General features: G+C 27.0%; 23 protein-coding genes. 7 read left to right on the top strand and 16 right to left on the bottom strand.

The window, feature by feature from the left end; all coding sequences use genetic code 11:
* The first annotated feature begins 56 nt into the window (after window positions 1–56).
* On the top strand, window positions 57–2030 hold the full coding sequence (uvrB, locus tag D9T19_RS13180; RefSeq protein WP_121628713.1) for an excinuclease ABC subunit UvrB: 1974 nt from the start codon (window positions 57–59) through the stop codon (window positions 2028–2030).
* 10 nt (window positions 2031–2040) lie between these two features.
* Window positions 2041–2688, top strand: a complete 648-nt coding sequence (gene nth / locus D9T19_RS13175) for an endonuclease III (protein ID WP_121628712.1) — start codon at window positions 2041–2043, stop codon at window positions 2686–2688.
* A 56-nt stretch (window positions 2689–2744) separates the two neighbouring features.
* On the opposite strand, the gene D9T19_RS13170 is transcribed toward nth, so the two are convergent.
* Window positions 2745–3143 carry a hypothetical protein gene (locus D9T19_RS13170; RefSeq protein WP_121628711.1) on the bottom strand — a complete coding sequence of 133 codons (399 nt, stop codon included), beginning with the start codon at window positions 3141–3143 and terminating at the stop codon, window positions 2745–2747.
* Window positions 3134–3391 carry a hypothetical protein gene (locus D9T19_RS13165; RefSeq protein WP_121628710.1) on the bottom strand — a complete coding sequence of 86 codons (258 nt, stop codon included), beginning with the start codon at window positions 3389–3391 and terminating at the stop codon, window positions 3134–3136. The genes D9T19_RS13170 and D9T19_RS13165 overlap by 10 nt, the downstream gene beginning before the upstream one ends.
* 149 nt (window positions 3392–3540) lie before the next feature.
* Here D9T19_RS13165 and D9T19_RS13160 point away from each other — a divergent pair, with 149 nt between their 5' ends.
* Window positions 3541–5490: a TonB-dependent receptor plug domain-containing protein gene (locus D9T19_RS13160; RefSeq protein WP_121628709.1), complete on the top strand. Its 1950-nt coding sequence runs from the start codon at window positions 3541–3543 to the stop codon at window positions 5488–5490.
* Between the two features lie 167 nt (window positions 5491–5657).
* Here the strand turns inward: D9T19_RS13160 and rpiB are convergent, their stop codons facing one another.
* The 3 genes from rpiB to folD are packed head-to-tail and all read right to left on the bottom strand — an operon-like array spanning window position 5658 to window position 7760.
* Window positions 5658–6113: a ribose 5-phosphate isomerase B gene (rpiB, locus tag D9T19_RS13155; RefSeq protein WP_121628708.1), complete on the bottom strand. Its 456-nt coding sequence runs from the start codon at window positions 6111–6113 to the stop codon at window positions 5658–5660.
* Window positions 6114–6899 carry a signal peptidase I gene (lepB, locus tag D9T19_RS13150; protein ID WP_121628707.1) on the bottom strand — a complete coding sequence of 262 codons (786 nt, stop codon included), beginning with the start codon at window positions 6897–6899 and terminating at the stop codon, window positions 6114–6116.
* Window positions 6900–7760, bottom strand: a complete 861-nt coding sequence (folD, locus tag D9T19_RS13145; RefSeq protein ID WP_121628706.1) for a bifunctional methylenetetrahydrofolate dehydrogenase/methenyltetrahydrofolate cyclohydrolase FolD — start codon at window positions 7758–7760, stop codon at window positions 6900–6902.
* A 157-nt stretch (window positions 7761–7917) separates the two neighbouring features.
* On the opposite strand from folD, the gene D9T19_RS13140 reads away from it, so the two are divergent.
* The 4 genes from D9T19_RS13140 to D9T19_RS13125 are packed head-to-tail and all read left to right on the top strand — an operon-like array spanning window position 7918 to window position 10545.
* A complete protein-coding gene (locus tag D9T19_RS13140) occupies window positions 7918–8454 on the top strand; it encodes a 50S ribosomal protein L25/general stress protein Ctc (protein ID WP_121628705.1) in 537 nt (178 codons plus the stop codon).
* 9 nt (window positions 8455–8463) lie between these two features.
* Window positions 8464–9015: an aminoacyl-tRNA hydrolase gene (gene pth / locus D9T19_RS13135; RefSeq protein ID WP_121628704.1), complete on the top strand. Its 552-nt coding sequence runs from the start codon at window positions 8464–8466 to the stop codon at window positions 9013–9015.
* Window position 9016: 1 nt separating this feature from the next.
* On the top strand, window positions 9017–10084 hold the full coding sequence (locus D9T19_RS13130; RefSeq protein WP_121628703.1) for an LptF/LptG family permease: 1068 nt from the start codon (window positions 9017–9019) through the stop codon (window positions 10082–10084).
* Window positions 10085–10098: 14 nt separating this feature from the next.
* Window positions 10099–10545, top strand: a complete 447-nt coding sequence (locus D9T19_RS13125; RefSeq protein WP_121628702.1) for an NUDIX domain-containing protein — start codon at window positions 10099–10101, stop codon at window positions 10543–10545.
* Here the strand turns inward: D9T19_RS13125 and D9T19_RS13120 are convergent.
* The 11 genes from D9T19_RS13120 to D9T19_RS13070 form a co-directional block, all read right to left on the bottom strand.
* Window positions 10542–12152, bottom strand: a complete 1611-nt coding sequence (locus D9T19_RS13120) for an N-acetylmuramoyl-L-alanine amidase family protein (protein WP_121628701.1) — start codon at window positions 12150–12152, stop codon at window positions 10542–10544. The two genes, D9T19_RS13125 and D9T19_RS13120, sit on opposite strands and share 4 nt — an antisense overlap.
* A 101-nt stretch (window positions 12153–12253) precedes the next feature.
* Window positions 12254–13333, bottom strand: a complete 1080-nt coding sequence (locus D9T19_RS13115; protein ID WP_121628700.1) for a nitronate monooxygenase — start codon at window positions 13331–13333, stop codon at window positions 12254–12256.
* Between the two features lie 11 nt (window positions 13334–13344).
* Window positions 13345–14553, bottom strand: coding sequence for a tyrosine--tRNA ligase (gene tyrS, locus D9T19_RS13110; RefSeq protein WP_121628699.1), 1209 nt, complete (start codon window positions 14551–14553; stop codon window positions 13345–13347).
* An 18-nt stretch (window positions 14554–14571) separates the two neighbouring features.
* A complete protein-coding gene (locus D9T19_RS13105; protein ID WP_121628729.1) occupies window positions 14572–16719 on the bottom strand; it encodes a RelA/SpoT family protein in 2148 nt (715 codons plus the stop codon).
* 39 nt (window positions 16720–16758) lie between these two features.
* Window positions 16759–16974 carry a DNA-directed RNA polymerase subunit omega gene (locus D9T19_RS13100; protein WP_121628698.1) on the bottom strand — a complete coding sequence of 72 codons (216 nt, stop codon included), beginning with the start codon at window positions 16972–16974 and terminating at the stop codon, window positions 16759–16761.
* 20 nt (window positions 16975–16994) lie between these two features.
* Window positions 16995–17702, bottom strand: coding sequence for a UMP kinase (gene pyrH, locus D9T19_RS13095; protein WP_121628697.1), 708 nt, complete (start codon window positions 17700–17702; stop codon window positions 16995–16997).
* A gap of 64 nt (window positions 17703–17766) precedes the next feature.
* The gene (locus D9T19_RS13090) at window positions 17767–18834 is read right to left on the bottom strand and encodes an ATP-binding protein (protein ID WP_121628696.1); all 1068 of its coding nucleotides are present in this window, start codon (window positions 18832–18834) and stop codon (window positions 17767–17769) included.
* Between the two features lie 17 nt (window positions 18835–18851).
* Window positions 18852–19775 (bottom strand): 4-hydroxythreonine-4-phosphate dehydrogenase, encoded by a 924-nt coding sequence (pdxA, locus tag D9T19_RS13085; RefSeq protein ID WP_121628695.1) that lies wholly within the window; start codon window positions 19773–19775, stop codon window positions 18852–18854.
* Window positions 19776–19785: 10 nt separating this feature from the next.
* Window positions 19786–20562 carry a pyridoxine 5'-phosphate synthase gene (locus tag D9T19_RS13080; RefSeq protein ID WP_121628694.1) on the bottom strand — a complete coding sequence of 259 codons (777 nt, stop codon included), beginning with the start codon at window positions 20560–20562 and terminating at the stop codon, window positions 19786–19788.
* 16 nt (window positions 20563–20578) lie between these two features.
* Window positions 20579–21988, bottom strand: coding sequence for an anthranilate synthase component I family protein (locus D9T19_RS13075; protein WP_121628693.1), 1410 nt, complete (start codon window positions 21986–21988; stop codon window positions 20579–20581).
* 13 nt (window positions 21989–22001) lie between these two features.
* The gene (locus D9T19_RS13070) at window positions 22002–22925 is read right to left on the bottom strand and encodes an SPOR domain-containing protein (RefSeq protein WP_121628692.1); all 924 of its coding nucleotides are present in this window, start codon (window positions 22923–22925) and stop codon (window positions 22002–22004) included.
* Window positions 22926–23036: the final 111 nt, after the last annotated feature.

Raw genomic sequence — 23036 nt, 5'->3', positions numbered from 1 at the left:
ATAAAATCTTAGATACAATTACAATAAAATTTACAAAAAATATCTAAGGATAAATTATCGCAAAGTTTGAAGTAATAAGTGATTATAAGCCAGCAGGTGATCAACCAGAAGCTATAAAAGCATTAAGTGATTCAATAGATGCAGGGAATCAATATAATACTCTTTTAGGTGTTACAGGTTCAGGTAAGACTTATACTATGGCAAAGGTAATTGAAAAGACTCAAAAACCAACGCTAATAATGACTCATAATAAAACTCTTGCAGCTCAATTATATTCAGAGTTTAAGCAATTCTTTCCAAATAATCATGTTGAATATTTCATTTCATACTATGATTATTATCAACCTGAAGCATATATTCCACGATCTGATTTATTTATTGAAAAAGATTCTTCTATAAATGAAGAACTTGAAAGACTAAGACTTAGTACAACAGCATCGCTACTTTCTTTTGATGATGTAATTGTAATAGCATCGGTTTCAGCAAACTATGGTTTAGGAAATCCTGAAGAGTATCAAGCGATGGTTCAAAGATTGGATGTAGGATTTGAATATTCTCAACGTGAGTTATTATTAAAACTTGTAGAAATGGGATATAAAAGAAATGATAAGTTTTTTGATAGATCAGATTTTAGGGTAAATGGCGATGTAATTGATATTTATCCAGCATATTATGAAGATGAATTTATTAGAGTTGAGTTTTTTGGTGATGAAGTTGAATCAATCACAAAACACGAATATATGACTAATAATAAAACACAAGACTTAAAAGAAGTGATAATCTACTCAGTAAATCCATTTGTTGTATCAAATGATAAGCTTTCTGTTGCAGTAAAAGAAATAGAAGAAGAGCTAGATATTAGATTAAAGAACTTAAAAGAAAATGATAAATTAGTTGAATATCAAAGACTAAAACAAAGAGTAGAATTTGATTTAGAAATGATTGAAGGTACAGGAATGTGTAAGGGAATTGAAAACTATGCACGACATTTAACTGGTCAAAAACCAGGTGAAACACCATACTCTTTGATGAACTACTTTGAACAAATAGGCAAAGACTTTTTATTAATTGTAGATGAATCACATGTTTCTCTTCCTCAATTTCGTGGAATGCACGCAGCTGATAGGTCAAGAAAAGAAGTATTAGTTGATTATGGATTTAGACTTCCAAGTGCTTTGGATAATAGACCTTTAAAGTTTGATGAGTTTATTAAAAAAGCTCCTAGTTTTCTTTTTGTAAGTGCAACGCCAAATGAATTGGAATTAAATTTAAGCTCCGTAGTTGCAGAGCAAGTAATAAGACCAACAGGACTAATTGAACCAAAAATTGATATTATGGATTCAGAATTTCAAGTTGAAAAATTATATGATGAAATAAAAAGAGTAGTAGAAAAAAATGAAAGAGTTTTAGTAACTGTTTTAACAAAAAAAATGGCAGAAGAATTAGCTTCATACTACAGTGATTTAGGAATAAAAGTTAAATATATGCATAGTGAGATAGATGCAATTCAAAGAAATCATATAATAAGACAATTAAGACTAGGGGAGTTTGATGTACTAATTGGTATTAACCTCCTTAGAGAAGGTTTAGATATACCAGAAGCTTCACTAATAGCTATTTTAGATGCAGATAAAGAAGGATTTTTACGTTCACGTACAGCTCTTATTCAAACAATGGGAAGAGGTGCAAGAAATGAAAATGGAAGAGTAATCCTTTTTGCAAAAAGAATAACAGACTCAATGCAATTTGCAATAGATGAAACAAATAGAAGAAGAGAAATACAAGAAGCACATAATAAAAAACATGGAATAACACCAAAATCAACAAAAAGAAAATTAGACGGAAGTTTAAAACTAGAAGAATACGATGAACTAGCATGGAAAAAAGAAAAAGTAGAAAAAATGCCAGCTGCTGAGCGAAAAAAAATATTAATAGAACTAAATAAACAAATGAAAAAAGCATCGCATGATTTAAACTTTGAAGAAGCAATAAGATTAAGAGATGAAATAGAAAAAATCAAAAAAATATAAAAGATATAAAATGAAAAAAGCAACAAAAAAAGAAATAGAAATATTAAAAGAAGCCTTTATAGGAAAATACTCAGATGCTGTTACAGAACTTGCTTATAAAAATGATTATGAGTTATTAATAGCTATTATTTTATCAGCACAATGTACAGATAAAAGGGTAAATATTATAACTCCTGCACTTTTTGAAAAGTATCCTACTGTTTATGAACTAGCTGATGCATCACTTGATGAGGTAAAAGAGTTATTAAAATCATGTTCATTTTTTAATAATAAATCAAAAAATATTATAAAAATGGCACAAAGTGTAATAGAAAATTATGATGGAGAAATTCCACATATTCAAAAAGAGTTGATGAAACTAGCAGGGGTAGGTAATAAAACTGCAAATGTTTTTATGATTGAGTTTGAGGGGGCTAATTTAATGGCTGTTGATACTCATGTATTTAGAGTTTCTCACAGACTTGGTTTAAGTGATGGAAAAACGGTTGAAATTACTGAGGCTGATTTGGTTAAAAAACTAAAAGGTCATGATTTACATATTTTTCATCAGGCAATGGTTTTATTTGGTAGATATATTTGTAAAGCAGTTAAGCCTGACTGTGATAACTGTTTATTTCCTCATGTTTGTAAAACAAAGAAAAGTTTTAAGCCAGGTTGATTTTAAAATTATGGGTTTATAAAATAAAGTATTTTTAATACTTTATTTTACAGTGCTTATTTTAATCTACATTTTTCTGTATATTTTTTGAAAACATATTCATCTTCAATCTTTTGAACTTCTACATTTTTAGCTTCACAAACAAAATCTTTTCCATTTTTGTTGATAATATATAAAAAATCATAAACAGCTCTTGTGCTACTTAAATCTTCAATATTAACCTGTGTTAACGTTAGTTTTTGAATTTGTATATTTTTTTCTTGCATATAATTTGCTTTAAAAAGATTTGGGATTTTATCTTTTTGAACTTTATTATAATAAGTTATTGCTGCTAATATTATTGCGATTATTGCAAAAAAAGAAATAACATCTTTTTTTGTAAATGACTTTTTAATTTTAAGTATTAAATATATTAATACGGCGAGAATTATTAATGAAAATATAATTATTTGCATCCTTTTCCTTTATATAATTTATTTTTATAACCAGATTTTGATAGATACTTACCCATACTTGGTGTATTACTTATAAATTCATCTTCTTCTATAATTTGTTGTTTTAATACTTTCTTTGCTTGTAGTCTAGAATTTAAATTATTTGTATTTGTTGATAAATTTTTAATTAACCCTGGTTTTAAATTATTTAAAATTGTTAATACTGTTTCAATATTTCTATCTTCAACATCTAATATTATTTTACTCAATGTATATCCTTTTTTATTTATGTAATTATAGCTCATATTTATAAAAAAATAAAAAATAGCCAAAAGAATCATTGTAAAAACTTATAAGTTAACAAATAATTAACAGCTTTTTGTAATAATTACGCAAAATATTATTACAAGGAATTTTTATGAAAAAAATTGTCTCATTATCTTTATGTTGCGCTAGTATTATCTTGCATGCGTCAGAAACTAAAACTTTAGAAGCTATTAATGTAGTGGAAAAAGAGAATGCGCAAATAGTAAAAGATGTAAGTAATGAGCAAATCAAAAGTGCCGATTTAGCCGAAGCACTTACAAAAAACATCCCTTCTATATCAATTGTAAGAAGAAGTGGAATTGCAAATGATATTATTCTTAGAGGACAAAAGAAAGATAATATCAATATTATTCTTGATAATGCAAAAATTTATGGTGCGTGTCCAAATAGAATGGATCCTGTAACTTCTCATGTTTTAACAAATAATATTGAAAGTGTAAAAGTTATTGAAGGACCTTATGATGTTGAGAATTTTGGAACTTTAAGTGGTTTAGTACAAGTAAAAACTAAAGAACCAACAAAAGATATTCACGGTGAAGTAAATCTAAATGCGGGAAGCTTTGGATATAGAAAAGCTAGTGCAACAGTTAGTGGTGGAACAGATAGATTTAAATTACTTGTTTCTGCTTCAACAGAAGAGGGTGATCAATACGAAGATGGAAATGGAAATAACTTTTTAGAACAACAACTTGAAAAAGGTGTTATGTCAGGGAATCAATATTCAAGAGATGGGTTAGATGCCTTTGAGAAAAAAACAGTTTTAACAAAAGCAATATTTAATATCACAGATGATCAAGAAATAAAACTTTCATATACAGCAAATAGAAGTGATAATGTGTTATATCCAAATACTCCAATGGATGCTGACTATGATGATTCAGATATTTATACTATTGGATATACAGCAAGAAATTTAGGGACTTTTTCAAAAGAATTAAATCTTGATTATTACTATTCTCATGTTGATCATCCAATGAGTACAAAGTTAAGAAATGGTGGAAGTATGATGTATATGACTAATCATATGAAATCTTCAATTTGGGGAACTAAATTAAAAAATAGTTTTGAACTTGCTGATTCATTAGTAACTATAGGTTTAGATACAAGTGTAAGAAATTGGAGAGGTCAAAAGTATATGACTAATGTAATGTCTGGAATGCAAATGCCATCATTTGCTAGTTTAGATTCAACAGATACTACAAATAAAGCAATTTTTACAGAAGTAGCAAAATCATTTGGAAAACTAGATTTACAGTTTGGTGCTAGATATGATTATACTGATATTGATTCTGTAAATGCTTCTAAAACAGATAAAAAATATACATCATTAAATGCAAATGTTTTTGCAACATATAATGCAGATGAAAATACAAAATATTTTGCTGGTATTGGTAAATCTTCAAGAGTACCTGATGCTAGAGAGCTTTATATGGGGTCAACAAATAATAATTTAGATGATACACAAAATTATGAAGTAGATTTAGGATTTGATAAAACAATTGGTAATTTTAATATTAAATCAAAAGTATTTTATTCTGTGTTAAAAGATTATATTTATAATACTGGTACTTTTGAAAATATTGATGCAAAGATTTATGGTTTAGATATATCAGGACTTTATTTAATATCTGATAATTTCTCATTTGACTATGGTGTAGCTTATCAAAGAGGTAAAAAAGATGATTCTTCATTAGATAAAGATTTAGCTGAAATACCACCATTAAAAGCTAATTTGGCATTAAATTATGAACATAATAATGCTAAGTATACAGCTGAAGTTATAGCAGTTGATAGATGGGATACTTATGATAGCAGTGCAAAAGAACAAGAATTAGGTGGATATGCAGTTATGAATCTAAAATATAATAATCAATTACATAAAAATGTTGGTTTTACATTTGGTATTGATAATTTATTTGATAAAAATTATGCTTCAACTAATACATATCAAGATGTTACATATGTTGAAACAGGTGGAGATAGAGTATTATTAAACGATCCAGGAAGATATTTCTACGCAAACTTAAAATATAGCTTTTAAAAGCTATATTTTAATTAAAATATATTTATTTTTTATTCTTTTTATCATCTTCTTCACTATTAGAAAAGAACATCATTTTCTTGCCAAGAAGCATTAAAGCCACAACAATAAACATCATTAAATATATTTGCCAAGGCTCTCTCATAAATTATCCTTTTTAACTAAAATTAAACTCTACAGCTTCCCATTTTACTTAAGGCATTAATTTTTTCAACTCGACCTTCATGTCTTCCACCTTGAAAAGATGCATTGTCCCAAGCATCAACAATAGCTTCAACCATTCCAAATCCAGAAACTCGCTCACCTAGACAAATAACATTTGCATCATTATGTTCTCTTGCCATTTTTGCAGAATATTCATTGTGACAAAGTGCAGCTCTAATTCCATCAAATTTATTAGCAGACATACTCATACCAATTCCAGAACCACAGATTAAAATACCCTTACTCCCTTCATTTTCTAATACACTTTTACATACTTTTGCTGCAAAATCAGGATAATCAACTCTATCTTTTGTATATGGCCCTAAATCAATTACTTCATGACCTCTTTTTTCAAATAAATCTTTTACATAAGCTTTAATATCAATACCTGCGTGATCTGCTCCAATATAATATTTCATTTAATAGATTCCTTTTTCATGTTTAATTTCCATATCTTTTATATTTGTTTTTTCTTCTATTGTGCTAACTTGCTTTAATACTCTATCCCATCTAATTTCTTTGTTTTTATCCCATGAGAAATAAATAAACCAAGGAGTTCCAACTACAAATTTATAAGCTACAGTTCCCCAAAATCTTGAATCATTAGAATGGTCTCTATTATCACCCATCATAAATGTTTCATCTTCAGGAACAATTCTAGGCATCATATTAAATAATTCACTAGGATTTAAACCATTATCTACAACACTTGGATCATTATGAATACCAGGATGTGCTTTTCTATATGGATCTACAGCCCATAATTTATCAGCAAACTCTACAATACTATTTTTGGGATAATTAGCTTTTACATATTCATTACCTTCTTTTGGATGAAGTAATAAATGCTTGTCTTTTATTGCAACAATGTCACCACCTGTTGCTACTGCTCTTTTTACATAATGAATTGTTTCATTATTTGGATATCTAAATACAACGATATCTCCACGTTTAGGTCTATCACCTTCTAATAAATGACCATTATCATTAAAATCAGGAAGTATTTTAACTTCTAGCCATGGGATTCTAGGAATTGGCAAACCATAAGTGAATTTCTTTACAAAAAGCATATCACCTATTAATAATGTATTTTTCATACTTCCGCTAGGAATTACAAAGGCTTGTGCAATAAAAGACATGATAACAAGAACTATTACAATAGTTCCTGTCCATGTTGATGACCAGTTATAGAGCTTTTTTACCATCTATTTACTTTCTCTTTTATCTCTTAAAATTGCAGCTTTAACAGTATTTTTAAGAAGCATTGCAATTGTCATAGGTCCAACTCCACCTGGAACTGGAGTTATAAATGATGACTTTTCTTTACAATCTTCAAAATCAACATCTCCTGTTAATTTTCCTGTATCTAATCTATTAATACCTACATCAATTACAACTGCACCTTCTTTAATCATATCAGCTTTTAAAAGATGAGGAACACCAACTGCAATAATAATTATATCCGCTGCTAAAGTATGTGATTTTAAATCTTTTGTTCTTGAATTACATACAGTAACTGTCGCTTTTGCATTAATTAGAAGTGATGCCATTGGTTTACCAACAATATCTGAACTTCCAATTACACATACATTTTTACCGGATAATTGAATATTATATTCTTCACACATTCTCATAATACCAAAAGGTGTTGCTGGTAAAAATGAATCAAGGTTTGAAACCATTCTTCCTACATTATAAGGATGGAAACCATCAACATCTTTTGATGGGTCTATTGCTTCAAGTACAATAGTTGTATCAATATGTTTTGGCAATGGCAACTGAACTAAAATACCATCTAAAGATGGATTTTCATTCATTCTTTTAATTGTTTCAAGAAGCTCTGCTTGTGTAATAGTCTCTGGCATTTCATGTACAACAGAGTAAATGCCTGCATTTTTACAAGATTTTGCTTTACTAGCTACATACGTAGAACTTGCTGGATCATTTCCAACTAAAATTACAGCTAACCCTGGAGTTATGTGTTTTTCTTTTATAAGTTCTTCAACTTCAACTTTTACTTCGTCTTTAATTTTGTTTGATAATGCTTTTCCATCTAGTAATGTCATGGGATTGAACCTTCTATTAATATGTTTTATAAGTAGATGATAATAGCTAAAATACAATTACAAAAAGTTAAATTATAAATATATTAATAGCTTAATGAAGAATTTAGTATAACTTAAATATAATTGCGCCCTAAAATAAAAATATAAAAGGATCGTTATGTTAGAGGGTATCGTAAGAGATAGTATGACAAAACAAGCAACTAAAGCTTTAAGAAAAGATGGATATATTATTGCAAATATCTATGGAAAAGGTTTAGAAAATGTTTCAACTGCATTCAAAAAGAATGAGTTTATCAAATTTTTAAGAAATAAAGAATCATTAGCATTTGATGTTACTGTAGCTGGAAAGTCTTTTAAAGTAGTAGTACAAGAGTACCAAAAATGTCCATTAACTTCAGATTTATTACATGTTGATTTAATGGTTGCACAACCAGGTGTTATTGCAACTTATAAAGTTCCTGTTTCAATTACTGGTTTAGCAATTGGTATTAAAAACAAAGGTCTTTTAATGATTCATACTAAAAGAGTACCTGTTAAATGTTCAATTGAAAATTTACCAGAAAATATTGTTTTAGATGTAACTGACTTAGATGTAGGGCATAATATTTTAATTAGAGATTTATCTTTCTCTGACAATGTTAAATGTTTCTTAGATCCAAGAGTTCCAGTTGTTGGTATAATTAAAGCTAAGTAATTTAACTTTATGCATTTAATAATTGGTCTTGGAAATATTGGTGATAAATACCATCTAACAAGACATAATGTAGGATTTATGGTTATCGATGAGATGACCAAAAATCTTGCAACTTCAAATATAAACAAATCAAATTTTCAATCAACACTTTTAAAATCAGCTTATAACTTATTTTCAAAACCAACAACTTATATGAATAACTCAGGTGAGGCTGTTCATGCTATTATGGAGTATTATAAAATTCCTATTGAAGATATAATTGTAATTCATGATGATTTAGATTTACCATTTGGTACAGTTAAGTACAAATTAGGTGGAGGACATGGTGGACACAATGGTTTAAGATCTATTGATGCACATTGTGGTAAAGAGTATATTCGTGTTAGAATTGGAATCGGAAAACCTCAAATCAAAGGTGATGTTGCAAATTATGTATTAAGCAACTTCTCAAAAGAAGAATTGAATAAACTTCAAGATATAATAACTCATACTATTAAAGCGATTGAAGCACTTAAAACTGAAGAAATTGATCAAGTAAAATCTAAATTTACATTGAAATAAAATGAGCATATTAACAAAATATATTTTAAAGAAATATCTATTAAACTTTATTATTGTCCTAATCTCTTTGGAGCTATTTTTTGTAGGAATTGATTTCTTGCAAAATTTTAAGAAGCTACCAGATTCTGCCAACTTACAACTTTTATATGTATTATATAATGGTTTTTTTACTCTTACATTAGCCTTGCCCTTATCTATTGTTTTTGGATGGATTGTTACTTTAGTAATATTTATTAAAAATAATGAATTAGTTGCATTTAATGCTTTAGGAAGTAGAAGCAAAGATATTTATGCTCCTGTTGTAAAAATATCACTATTTTTAATAACATTATTAATTTTAATGCAAGCTACACCTCTTGCTTATTCTTATGAGCAAAAGAGAAAAATATTGCATAATGAATACTTTACAAGTACAAAAACAGATATTTTTTTAAAATATAATAATAACTATGTATATTTTAAAAAGCTTTATCCCTTAGAAAAAAAAGCAGAGGGTATATATATTTACAAAATTGAAAATAGTGATATTATTCAATCAATTGTTGCTAAAAATGCATACTTTCAAAATAATAAATGGTATGTTGTTGATGCAAAAGTTATGAACAAACCATCTAATCTGAAATTAGATACTGCAAAACTAGAAATTAAATATGAAAAATTTTTAAATACACTTGAAGGATTTAAACCAAAAATTCTTGATAATGTTTATGAAGCAAAATCAAATTTTTCAATATTAGATGCAGTTTCAGCTTTGATTTTATTAACTAATCAAGAGATTAATACAGATAAAATTAGAGGTGCATTATATAATCAAGTAATAGTTTCTTTTTTTGTAATACCAATACTTTTACTTATTTTTGCATATGCATCATTAAATAGTAGGTTTTTTAATATAGGGAAATTTACTTCAATATCAATTTTTGGAACGCTTATCATTTGGGGAATATTTTTTATGCTCTTTAAATTTACTAACGGGGGAATTTTAATCCCTGAGATATCTATTTTAGTACCTTTTATTCTATGGATAGTTGGTTCTTTAGTATTTTATAAAAAGAAAATTAATTCTTAAAAGGTAAACGATTTATGAAATCACATATAAAAGCGTACGGTGTTGTTCCTTACTTAGTTACACAAAATGATATAAAAATATTATTATGTAAATCAGTTAAAAGTAAGGACAAATGGGGCTGTTTAAAAGGTCTTAAAGAAAAAGATGAAAATGCTTATGAATGTGCGCAAAGAGAGTTATTTGAAGAGAGTAGTATTAAAGTCGAGATTGGGATTTTTGAAGATTACTTTGAACAAATTAATCTAGAAAAAGACATTGGTGTATGGCTAGTTAATGCTTCAAATATTGAAGGTTTAGAATCAATGTTTGTTAACGAAAAATTAAAAAACAATTATTTATCATGGGAAAATTCTAAGGTTAAATTCTTTTCAATATATGACCTACCTGATATTAGAAGTAAACAAATAATTCTAGTAGAAGAGATTACTAAATCTTTAAAAAATAGTAAACTTTCTTCTTAATCAAATCTTGCTTTAAATTCAAAATAAGCATCAATTCCATTAGCCATACCTCTTGCTAATAGTTTTTGATAAGAACTCGTATATAATCTTCTACTTTCAATTGGATGGGAAATATAACCAACTTCAACTAAAATTGATGCTTGTGGTGCATCTAGTAGTACCCAAAATGGTCCAGGTCTAGAACCCTTATCTTTTACTTTATGTTTAGTTCTAACTTCTGCTAACATCTCTCTTTGTACATCAATAGATAATAATCTTGAATATCTAAGTTTTGGACTATTTAAAGATGAAAGAAATGCTTCAGTATTAGAATTACTCATTTTTCTTATATCTGATCGGTTTTCTTTAGCTGCAACTCTTTTTGCTCTTGCTGTTTTAGCAGGACTTAAATAATAAGTTTCTATTCCACTTACTTTAGCTGCATCTTTTTTAGGAACTGAGTTTGCATGAATAGAAATAAATACATCAGCATTCTTTTTTAATGCTAAATCTGTTCTTTTCCCAACTTTTATAAAAGTATCAGTACTTCTAGTTAAATATACTTTATGTCCACGTTGTTTTAAAATAGAATATAGATATTTTGCAATTTTTAAAGTAACCACTTTCTCATATCTTTTATTTGGTCCAACAGCTCCTGGGTCATTAGCTCCATGCCCTGCATCTATTACAATAGTTTTACTTTTGAAATTTGAATATGGTAATGTTGAAGTTGTAACTTTTTTACTATTCTTTGAAATACCAGAAATTTTTATAGTTAATTTTCTTTTATTTAAAATATAATAAACTTTTAAATCTTTTCTATTTGAAATTCTAATTCTTGTTGTATTTTTATCTTTTGAAGAAACTGTAATTTTTTTAATTCCATCAATAGATAATTTAATAGGTTTTGTATATTTAAACTTTCCCTTTAAATCAAAAACATCATCATAGTTTCCATTATTTTTATATGTTGAATAAGACAAATCTTTTTTTGTAAAATTTTTATTAAATTCTATTACTATAGAATTATCTTTTGTATTTATTGTTCTTATTTTATTATTTTTATCTATATAATTATTTGAATTTTTATTAGTTACTGTTTTTTTTGCTATTACTTTTCTTTTATTATTTAAATTACGTATATTTATTATTAATTGTTTTTCTTTTATTGTGTAGGATGTATTTAAATTTTTTTCATTTGCTAATACTATTCTTAATACTTTAGGTTTAAATTGACCTATTGTAATCTTCTTAATATTATTGATTTTTAATACAGTAGGTTGAGCATCTTTAAAATTACCTTTTATATCAAAAACATCTTTGTGTAAATTATCACGTTTAAGCTCGAAAAATTTAATATAATTTTTTGATATTTTAGTATTAAAATTAACAATGATTGAATCATCTTGAGTGTATACAGATTTTATTGAGTATTTATAATTTATTGTATTAGTCTGTTTTTTAGAGCTATTTTTTGAAGTTTTATGATTTCTTTTTTCTAGGACTTCTAATTTCTTTATATCAGGACGAGTGTCTTTGTTTAACTTTTCACCTATTTCAATTAGTTTTTTTAGTTCATGAATTTTTGCAGAATTATCTTTTCTTAAAATTGCTTTTAAATAATTCATTTTAGCTGTACGATATTCTTCTTTTAAATCTACAGCAGCAAGTACTGAGATCGAAAAGATTGAATATGTAATAATAAGAATTAAAAATTTATTAAAAATTTTTATTCTCCCTTAGTTAATTTTCCCATTAACTCTTTTACAGAAATGATTTTTTGAATTCTATAACCATTAGATCCTGTAAAAAATAATCCAGTATCAACATCACCTTGATAAGCAGCACCTAATCTATCTGCAATACAGTATCCAACAATTTTAGCTTCAGTTCCTCTATTACAAGGAGAAACACAATTTGAAATACATTGAACTTTTGGCGCTGTTTTATTTTCCATAGAAAATTGTAAGTTTGTTCTAACACCACGTGCTGGTAAACCTACTGGTGATTTCATTAATGTAATATCTTCTTTTTTAGCATCTAATAATACACCTTTGAATTTTGCATCAGCATCACATTCATATGTTCCAATGAATCTTGTTGCCATTTGTACACCTTCACAACCCATATCAAGGAATTTATCAATATCTTTTTTATCCCAAACCCCACCTGCAGCAATAATAGGAATATCTCCCCAATTTTTTGCTTCTTCTATAACAGGACCTACAATATTTTCTAATTGATACTCTTCTTGCATACATTGATCATATGTAAAACCTTGGTGTCCACCACTTAATGGTCCCTCAACAATTACAGCATCAGGAATTTTATTATATCTTTTCCATTTTTTACAAATAAGTTTTAAAGCTCTTGCACTTGATACAATTGGTATTAATGCAACATCTGGAAATTCTTTTGTAAATTCAGGCATATTTGTAGGCAGTCCTGCACCTGTGATAATCATATTAAAACCAGCTTCACACGCATCACGTACAACTCTACCATAATCATTTATAGCATATAAAACATTACACGCTAATGGTGCATCTCCACAAATTTTTCTAGCATTATTTATTATCTCAGTTAATGCATCTTTACTATAGAAGTTTGCTACATCTTTAGGTTTATCTTTTTTTCTAACAATATGTACTTTTTCTGTTATATTTTTATAATAACCAGTACCAACGCTTGAAATTACTCCAAGTCCACCTTCTAAACTAACATTACCAGCTAATTGATCCCAGCTAATTCCTACACCCATTCCACCTTGGATGATAGGGTGCTTTATCTCATATTTTCCTATTCTCAAATTTAGCCCTTTTATTTTATAATTATTCTAGCGAAATTCTTTTTACCTTTTTGTAAAATGTATTCACCAATTTGTAAATTTAATTTATCATCAGATATTTTTTCTTGGTTTATTGATACAGCATTAGATTTTATATCTCTTCTTGCTTGTGAAGTAGAGTTTACAAGTTTAGAATCAACTAAAGCTTGACAAATCCAAGTTTGACCTTCAAATGTGTATTCATCCATATCTGTTGGAATGTCTTTTTTTGCAAAAACTCTTTTAAATTCAGCTTTTGCTTCTTCACCTTTTCCCATTCCATGAAATCTATTTACTATTTCAATAGCAAGTGAATCTTTTACTTCTTTTGGATGAAGAGTTTTATTTTCTACACCAATTTTTAATTCTTCGATTTGTTTTAATGATTTAGAAGATAATAATTCAAAATATCTCCACATTAATTCATCTGAAATTGATAAAATTTTACCAAACATATCAAAAGGTTCGTCCGTAACACCAATATAATTACCTAGTGATTTAGACATTTTTTGAACACCATCTAAACCTTCTAGAATTGGCATCATTAAAACAGCTTGTTGTTTCTTACAGTTATAAGCTTTTTGTAAAGTCCTACCCATTAAAAGGTTAAACTTTTGATCTGTTCCACCTAACTCTATATCAGTACCCATAGCAACTGAATCATAACCTTGAAGTAGTGGATATATAAATTCACTTACTGCAATTGGAGTATTTGATTCATATCTTTTTGAGAAATCATCTCTTTCTATCATTCTAGCAACTGTTAAATTTGAAGTAAGTGTAATTAAGCCTGCTGCTCCTAATTCTTTTAACCATTTAGAGTTAAATTTTACTTCTGTTTTAGATTCATCTAATATTTTAAACACTTGTTCTTTATAACTTTGTGCATTATCTAATACATTTTGTTCACTTAAAACTTTTCTTGTTTCACTTTTACCTGTTGGATCTCCAATAGTTGCTGTAAAATCTCCAATTAAAAACTGAACAATTCCTCCAAATTTTTGGAATAATGCTAATTTTTGAATTAAAACTGTATGTCCTAAGTGTAAATCAGGTGCAGTAGGATCAAAACCTGCCTTAACATAGAAGTTTTCACCCGTTTCATAATATCTTTTAATTAATTTTTCAATTGATTCAATATCAATAATTTCAGATGTCCCTCTTTTTATCTCTTCTAATGCTTCTTTTACTTTATTTTCCATTTATATCTTTACCTTTTTTTACCGCTTAGTATAAGCATCCTTTTTTGAGAAGAATTCTATAACTTTTACTTTTCTTTCAATAATTTTTCTTACTTCATCTATATTAGATTTATTTATTTCAAATTCTATATCACAATATTGTCTATACAAGTGTTGTTGTCTTCCGTACTCAACTGAAAGAATATATCCTTCATATTGTGACATGTACATTAAAACTCTTGCTAGTTCACCTTTTGTATTTGGCATACTAACTACCATTTTATATTGGTATAAAGTATCTTTTGTCCATGTACAAAAGAGCATTTGCTGTTTTGCTTTTATCTTATCATAGGCCTTATCACACATTTTGTGATGAATTACCGCTTCATTTCCATTTCTAAATGCTACCATATCGTCGCCAAATTTAGGGTGACAACAGTGGTCAAATGATACAGAATTTATACTAAAATTAGAATATATTAAGATATTGTCAAACTTAAATTCTTTAATTTTACTAGTTAGAATTTTAAATCTTGTAAGAATACCTCTATCTTTAACAATTTTTTTCTCAATAGTTTGCTTAACATGTTTAAAATAATCAAGAATTTCAGAAATTTTATAAGGTGTATCTATATTATAAATCTTTGAAACTTCTAAATTATATCTTGAAAAAACAGTATCAATAATATTTCTACCGTACATATTATCAATTTCTCTTTGTCTATGCAAGCATAAAAGTCTAATTTGCTTTTTTGCTCTTGACGTTTTTACCATATCAACCCATGAACACCTAGCAATTGAGACATCACCAGTTTCAATATTTACAATATCAGTACTTTTTAATTCAGTTAATAAAGGCTTTTTTATTTTATTAATAATACAAGAAACAGCATTTTTACCTACATCTGTATGAACAGCAAATGCAAAATCATAAGCTGTTGAACCAGTTGGTAAATTGTATATTTTACCCTTTGGAGAATAAACAACTATTTCTTCTACATATAAGTTTTCTTTTGTTTCTTGATAGAACTCTTCTACATTTTCATTTGAAAATTCTAAAGATTTTAACCAATTTAAATTTGTAGTATGTTTTACACCTGATTTATATTTCCAATGTGCAGCAATACCAAATTCAGCGACTCTATCCATTTCAAATGAACGTATTTGAATTTCATAAATCTTAGAATTATAAAAAACTGTTGTATGTATCGTTTGGTAACCATTTTCTTTAGGAGTTGCAATATAATCTTTGAATCTAGTGATTAATGGCTTATATTCTATATGAATACATCCTAAAACATTATAACAATCAATATCATCTTCAACTAATATTCTAATTGCAAAAAGATCAAGTACTTCTTCAATAGAAATCCCTTTTCTTTGCATTTTAAGATAAATAGAGTAATGATGTTTAATTCTACTATAGATTTTTATTTTATCTAAGTCATAACCATTTTTTGCTAATAATTTTTTAGTTGTAGATATAAATGTATTAAATGTTAATTGAATAGCATGCTGTTCTTCTTTTAAAAAGTCATCAATTATTTTATATTCTTTAGGATATATATAATAAAAAGCTAAATCTTCAAGTGCATTTTTTAGAGTAGAAATACCTAATCTATTTGCAATTGGTATATAAACAACAAGTGTTTCTTCTGAAATTCTTTTTTGCTTAGCCGGAGCTAAAGCATCAAGAGTAAGCATATTATGTAATCTATCACATAATTTAACAACTAAAACTCTAACATCATCAATTGAAGCAATTAACATTTTTCTAAAAGTAAGTGCTGATGAGATTAATTTTGAATCATTTACATGATCAGAAGGTATAAATTCATTCTCTCTTATTTCAACAATTTTTGTAAGTCCATCAACCATATGAGCAATATCACTTCCCCATCTTTGTTCAACATAATCAAGAGAAAAATTTGTATCTTCTACAACATCATGAAGTAGGGCAGTTGCTATAATTGATTCTTCCTTAGAAAAATGTGCTGTAATAGAAGCTACAAGTATAGGATGTACACAATAAGGTTCACCACTTTTTCTATATTGGCCTGAATGTGCTTCTATAATAAAATCAATTAAATCTTTTAGTTTTGGAGTAATTGTAGTTTGAGCTTCAAGCTCTTTGATAGCATCTTCGATAGTATTAATATATCGAACTTTTTTAATAAACGGATCCATATTAGGAGTAGACAAGTTATAAAAGCTAAGCTTTTATAACTATTCTTTGTCTACAAAACCTTCAATAACTAATAAACCACTTGCAATTTCATCAATAGCAATATCAGTATATTTCATTTTTTGAGTATTTTGTGCTAATAAAGGTTTTGCCCCTCTACTTAACTCATCAGCTCTTTGTCCAACAGCAATAGCTAAAATATATCTATCATTATTTGTTTTTTCTAAAGCTTTTGACATTCTTTCTTCTAATCTCATATTTCTTCCTTATTTAATTTCTATTTAACGATTGAACATTTACTCATATCACCATTAATGATTTTAAGTAAGTTCCCTTTTTCATTCATATTAGCAACAACAATTGGTAGTTTATTGTCTTTTGCTAATGCAATAGCTGTATCATCCATAACCTTGATTCTATCTTCTAAAGCTTGATCATAAGTTATTGTTTCTAATTTTACAGCATCTGGATATTTCATTGGATCTTTGTCATAAACTCCATCAACTTTTGTTGCTTTAATTAATAATGAAGCACCAATTTCTGTAGCTCTTAACGTCGCTGCTGTATCAGTAGTAAAATATGGGTTACCTGTACCTGCACTAAAAATAACAACTCTATTTTTTTCTAAATGTCTAATTGCTTTTCTTACAATAAATGGTTCAGCAATTTGTTCCATTTTAATAGCTGTTTGTAGTCTTGCTTTTAAACCTTTATATTCTAGGGCTTCTTGCATTGCAATACCATTAATAACAGTACCAAGCATTCCCATATAATCACCACTTGTTCTTTTTATAATACCATCAGCAGCAGCACTTACACCTCTAATAATATTTCCACCACCAATAACAATACCAACTTCCACACCATTTTCAACGAGTTCTTTTATCTCTTCAGCTATATAATCTAGTATCTTAGTATCAATACCATATCCTTCAGCGCCGGCTAATGCTTCACCTGAAAATTTTACAAGTACTCTTTTGTTCATTTGTGTGTCCTTTATAGTTTTGCGATTTTATCCTAATTTTGTTTAATTTCTAATTAATAAAGTTTTAACTAAGCGCCCATTCATAAAATGGGATTACATTTATTTTAAAATTTTCATGTGAAATTTTCTCATCATTAGAAATTGTGATGATATTTAGTTCTTTTATTTGATACTCATCCATTATTTTATAAATTTTTCTTAAGGCTGAATTTACTAAAAGAGTATTAAAAAATGGTATCCCAACTATTGCAATATTTTTTGACTTAATATAAAAATCAATATTATCTAAATAGTAAATATTCTTATATTTATCAATTAATTCTAAAAAAATCATATTTGTAAACTCATTCTTAAATTTTTTATTATGACTTATTGCATTTAAAAAAGAGTGATTGTATGAATATATTTTTTTATTTGCTTTTTCTTGATTATATTTTGATACAAAATAGATTGTTTTATTATTCTCAAATATTTTACACGTTTCATAAAATTTATCTTTAGAAATTTTTATTTTATTTTTTAATGTTGTAAATAATTGATATAAAGATTTTTTTTCATCAATATTTTCAAATAATAGTTTTAATATCTCTAATTGAGTTTCATTTTGAACTTGTAATTTTATTATTTCTTGTAATCTTTGTACTTTTTTATGTTCTTCAATATTTATTACTTCTGATAAGTTCCCATATTTAAAAAAATTATTGAAACTTTGTAGCATATTTTGATGTCTATTATCGTGCAATAAATACTCTTCAAAATCTAAAGCACTTACTGTAATATTTTTAAAACCTCTTATACTTTTAGGAATACTAGTTGAAATAATAATATTGTCACAATATGGAAGTTCAAATTCAAAAGAAAAGTTTTCTAATACTAATACTGTGATTTGGTTTTGTCGTAAAAAAAGAGCTAAATTATCTTTTACTTCTTCCAAAGAATTTCTTGGGTCTTTTAGGTCAATATATATATAATCTTTGGTTTTGAAATTTGATAAAAAATCATAAATAAGATAACTCTTACCCGTTTTACTAGCACCTGTGATAATAGTCTTTGGATGAGTTATTCTTATTTTTCGTTCTACAAATGTAATTTTTGAAAAGTTAAATTCATAGCAATTTTCAAGTGTTTTCATTTTAACTTGTCTAATTACTATTTATTTTTTATAAGTATAATTGCTTCTTTTATTGCATTAAGATAACTTTTTAAATTTACTTTTTCATTTTTATAAGCAATATTAAATGCAGTTCCATGATCAACAGAAGTTCTAATAATTGGTAAATTTAAACTAACATTTATACTTTGATCAAAATATAAAGCTTTTAATGGAGCTAAACCTTGGTCATGATACATTGCAACAAAATATTTATAGTTTTTTCTTGACATTGGTGAGAATGCTGTATCTGGTACTAAAGGACCTGTAAAAACTTTTTCATCAAGTTTTTTATTTGCATTTTTTATTGCTTTGAATATTTCTACTTCTTCATCACCTAAAACACCATTATCACTTGCATGTGGATTTAAACCTAATACACCAATATTTTTAGAATTAACACTTTTTTGAAAATCAAGTAAAAATCTTGTTAAATCTTCTGTATTTATTTTTTTAGGAACTTTTTTTAGTGGTATATGCTCGGTAAATAAACCAACAAACATCTTTTTACAGCCAAGCATCATTATTGCATTTTGTCCAAAATAATCTCTTAAAACTTCAGTATGACCTTTGTATGAAATATCTGCTTTATTCCAAGCTTCTTTATTTATAGGTAAAGTACAAATAGCATCAACTTTTTTCTTATCTGCTAATTTAATTGCATCCATAAATGAATTATAAGAGTATCTTCCAGATTTTTTAGTAACATAGCCTGGCTTTAATTCAAATATGCCTTTTGTATCAAATGTTTTAAAATCATTTGGTATATCTAATTTTAATTCATTGGCTGCTAGTTTTAACATTTTATTGTTTATACAATATATTGGTTGACAAATTTTAGAAATTTTTTCATGAGAGCGTAGAGCAATTTCTACTCCAATCCCATTTATATCTCCAATACTTATTGCTATTTTTGGTTTCATTTTGAACCTTTTATATTAATTCTTTCATATCTATAATTGCTTTTTCTAATCCTGTAAAAACAGATCGTGCAATTATACTTTGACCTATATTTAATTCGCTAATATTTTTAATAGAAGAGATTTCTTTAACATTTTGATAATTTAAACCATGTCCTGCTGCTACTTTTAATTTATTCTTTTTAGCAACTTTACAAGCAGTTTTTATCTCTTTTATTGATTTTTTTAATTTATTTTTTAACTCTTTTCTTGGAAGTTCTAACTCTTTAATTGTATGATGAGTTGTCGATAATCCTGAGTTTAACATTGCATAAACATTAGCAAAAGTCCCTGTATGAAGTTCAATCCATTTAACATTTAATTTTGATGCTAATTCAATAATCTCTTCTTTTGGGTCAATAAAAAGTGAAACTTCTATCTCTTCATCATGAAGTTTTTTTATAACTTTTTGAAGTTTTTCAAAATTTCCTTTTACATCTAATCCGCCTTCTGTTGTAACTTCAGCTCTATTTTCAGGAACTAATGTTGCACGTGCAGGTTTTAGTTTGCAAACAATATCAATAATATCTTCATTTATTGAACACTCCAAATTTACAGGAAGAGAAGATTGTTCACAAATAACTTTTGCATCATTATCATGAATATGTCTTCTATCCTCTCTTAAATGAATAGTGATTTGATTAGCACCTGCAATTTTACAAATTGATAGGGCATCAACTGGATTTGGATCGTTTATTTTTCTAGCTTCTCTTAAAACCGCAATATGGTCTATATTTACACCAAGTAACAAAATTATTTCCTTTAATTTAAGATAAATCTTTTAATGTATTAATATTAGCCGCTAATTTATTTTGAACTTCTAAATATTCATCATCAGGATTTGAATCAGCAACAATTCCTGCACCAGCTTGGAAAATTAGAGTATCATCTGTTAGCATAGTAGTTCTAATTGTAATTGTAGAATCCATATTTCCATTAAAACCAAAATATGCAATACTTCCAGCATAGAAATTTCTTTTAATTCCTTCATACTGTGCTATTAATTCCATTGCCCTAATTTTTGGAGCACCTGACATTGTTCCTGCTGTAAAAGTTGCTGCAAATAAATCAAACATATCATATTTATCATCAATAACTGCCTCAACATCAGAAACTATATGCATTACATGTGAATATCTCTCAATTCTCATTAAATCACTTACTTTAACAGTACCTGGTTTAGCAACACGACCTACATCATTTCTACCTAAATCAACAAGCATTAAATGCTCAGCTCGCTCTTTACTATCATTAATAAGCTCTTTTTCCATTGCTAAATCTTTATCAATAGTAGAACCTCTTTTTCGTGTACCTGCAATTGGTCTTAAAAGTAAATGTCCATCTTGAAGTTTTATCATTACTTCAGGTGAAGAACCTGCAATTGAAAAGTTTTCATACTCTAAAAAGAAAAGATAGGGACTTGGATTTTTACTTCGTAAAGCTCTGTAAAAACTAAAATGGTCAACTTTTGCTTTTTGAATAAATCTATTTGACATTAAAATCTGAAATACATCTCCTGATTTAATCATTTCTTTTGATTTTGCAACCATTTCAAAAAACTCATCTTTTGAAAAATTAAATTTACCTTCATCTAAAATTTCAGCTTTTTTAGGTGCATTATATTTATAAGGTGTATAAAGTTCTTTTTCTATTTTATCAAGTTCATCTTTTTTTGATTCAACAGATGTAATCATTACAAGTTTTGATGTTTTATGAGAAAAACCTAAAATTATATTAGGTCTGATTAAATCTAAATCAGGAATATTTAATTGGTCAACAAGATTACTCATTGAATCTTTTAATCTAGGTTCAAACTCTTTACCCATATCATAACCGACATTTCCAATAAAACCATCAACTAAACCAATTCCAAGTTCACTAGCTTTTTGCTTATAAAATTCTTTATCAAATTTTTTATAATACTCTTGTAAAAATTTTAATGGATTAGAGTTTACTTTAGATACTACACCTTCTTCATTTTTATGAAAACAAGTATTATTTTCATACCATACTCGTTCTCTTTGACCTATAATAACAAATGAATAGTTTCCCTCACTCGAATTAATTGTACTTTCAAAAAGAAATGTTATTTCATTCTTGTATAATACTTTTATTTTTTCATAAATTGAAACAGGTGTAAATTGGTCTAAAAAAAGTTCTTTACTATAAAAATTCATATTAACTCAGCTTTTAAAATTTAAGAATATAAGCACTTGATACATTAAGCTTATTCTTGATATTTTTTATATTCTCACTAGCACTTGCTCTTGATGAATATGGTCCTATTAAAACTTTATTGAAAAGTTTTCCTTTTATATTAACTTGATAAATTTTATATTTTAAATTTGCATTTCTAATTCTATTAATATATGAATTAGAAGGTTTTTTTGAAAATGCACCTATTTGAACAAAATATCCTTTTGGAGCACTACTTGAAATATCTTTTACTAAATCTTGTACAGATTTTTTAGGGGCTTTTTTAACTACTTCTTTTTTCTTAACTATATTTTTAACTACTTCTTTTTTTACAACTTTTTTTTCTGGAGTAACCTTAGCTTCAATTTTTTGAATTGTTTCGTCTAAGATATCATCTGAAATTTGTTCTTTATTATTTTCTGCAATCTCTTTTTGTTCATTTATTGCATTTATTTTTTCTTCAGAACTAACTTCTTGTTTTTGATTTTCAGTAGCATCATTTTTGATTCTTTCATTCATAATCTTTTGAAAGTTCTCTTCTATATTATTATCTTCAGTAGTTGTTCTTGTTTCAATTGGATCAGTTTTGTTATTTGTAAAAGCATCTTCTTTTGAATCATCAGTTAAAAGACGTATTATTATAATTGTAAATAAAAATAAGATAACAAGAACAAGACCTAATATTAGGTACTTTTTCTTGTTGTTTTCTTCATTAGTATTTGGTTCATCAAGCATGATATTCCCTAATTGGGTATCATTTTCTTTATTAATATTTTTATCAATATTTTCATTAGAGATAGTACTGTTTTCTCCAATTGAAGATTGAACTTCTTCTAATTCACTTAATTTTTGTTCTAACTCTTCTCTTTCTTGTTGAAGATGAACTTTCTTTATAAACTCTTCGCCTTTTATTTCCATAACTGATCCTTATTTAATAAATTACCTAGTAAATATTCTTAATACGTAGATTGAGTATAAATCACAAAATTAGATGCTAGTTCTTTTAACTCTTGTGCTATTGTTTCTTGT

Source organism: Poseidonibacter antarcticus, assembly GCF_003667345.1.
Taxonomy (GTDB): domain Bacteria; phylum Campylobacterota; class Campylobacteria; order Campylobacterales; family Arcobacteraceae; genus Poseidonibacter; species Poseidonibacter antarcticus.
The sequence above is the reverse complement of the archived record's forward strand: the minus strand, read 5'-3'. Positions and strand labels throughout refer to the sequence as shown.

Coding starts and splice junctions, on each gene's coding strand:
- nth (WP_121628712.1), top strand. CDS start 2,041: ATGAAAAAAGCAACAAAAAAAGAAATAGAAATATTAAAAGAAGCCTTT.
- D9T19_RS13170 (WP_121628711.1), bottom strand. CDS start 3,143: ATGCAAATAATTATATTTTCATTAATAATTCTCGCCGTATTAATATAT.
- D9T19_RS13160 (WP_121628709.1), top strand. CDS start 3,541: ATGAAAAAAATTGTCTCATTATCTTTATGTTGCGCTAGTATTATCTTG.
- rpiB (WP_121628708.1), bottom strand. CDS start 6,113: ATGAAATATTATATTGGAGCAGATCACGCAGGTATTGATATTAAAGCT.
- lepB (WP_121628707.1), bottom strand. CDS start 6,899: ATGGTAAAAAAGCTCTATAACTGGTCATCAACATGGACAGGAACTATT.
- folD (WP_121628706.1), bottom strand. CDS start 7,760: ATGACATTACTAGATGGAAAAGCATTATCAAACAAAATTAAAGACGAA.
- D9T19_RS13140 (WP_121628705.1), top strand. CDS start 7,918: ATGTTAGAGGGTATCGTAAGAGATAGTATGACAAAACAAGCAACTAAA.
- pth (WP_121628704.1), top strand. CDS start 8,464: ATGCATTTAATAATTGGTCTTGGAAATATTGGTGATAAATACCATCTA.
- D9T19_RS13130 (WP_121628703.1), top strand. CDS start 9,017: ATGAGCATATTAACAAAATATATTTTAAAGAAATATCTATTAAACTTT.
- D9T19_RS13125 (WP_121628702.1), top strand. CDS start 10,099: ATGAAATCACATATAAAAGCGTACGGTGTTGTTCCTTACTTAGTTACA.
- D9T19_RS13120 (WP_121628701.1), bottom strand. CDS start 12,152: ATGAATTATTTAAAAGCAATTTTAAGAAAAGATAATTCTGCAAAAATT.
- tyrS (WP_121628699.1), bottom strand. CDS start 14,553: ATGGAAAATAAAGTAAAAGAAGCATTAGAAGAGATAAAAAGAGGGACA.
- D9T19_RS13105 (WP_121628729.1), bottom strand. CDS start 16,719: ATGGATCCGTTTATTAAAAAAGTTCGATATATTAATACTATCGAAGAT.
- D9T19_RS13100 (WP_121628698.1), bottom strand. CDS start 16,974: ATGAGATTAGAAGAAAGAATGTCAAAAGCTTTAGAAAAAACAAATAAT.
- pyrH (WP_121628697.1), bottom strand. CDS start 17,702: ATGAACAAAAGAGTACTTGTAAAATTTTCAGGTGAAGCATTAGCCGGC.
- D9T19_RS13090 (WP_121628696.1), bottom strand. CDS start 18,834: ATGAAAACACTTGAAAATTGCTATGAATTTAACTTTTCAAAAATTACA.
- pdxA (WP_121628695.1), bottom strand. CDS start 19,775: ATGAAACCAAAAATAGCAATAAGTATTGGAGATATAAATGGGATTGGA.
- D9T19_RS13075 (WP_121628693.1), bottom strand. CDS start 21,988: ATGAATTTTTATAGTAAAGAACTTTTTTTAGACCAATTTACACCTGTT.
- D9T19_RS13070 (WP_121628692.1), bottom strand. CDS start 22,925: ATGGAAATAAAAGGCGAAGAGTTTATAAAGAAAGTTCATCTTCAACAA.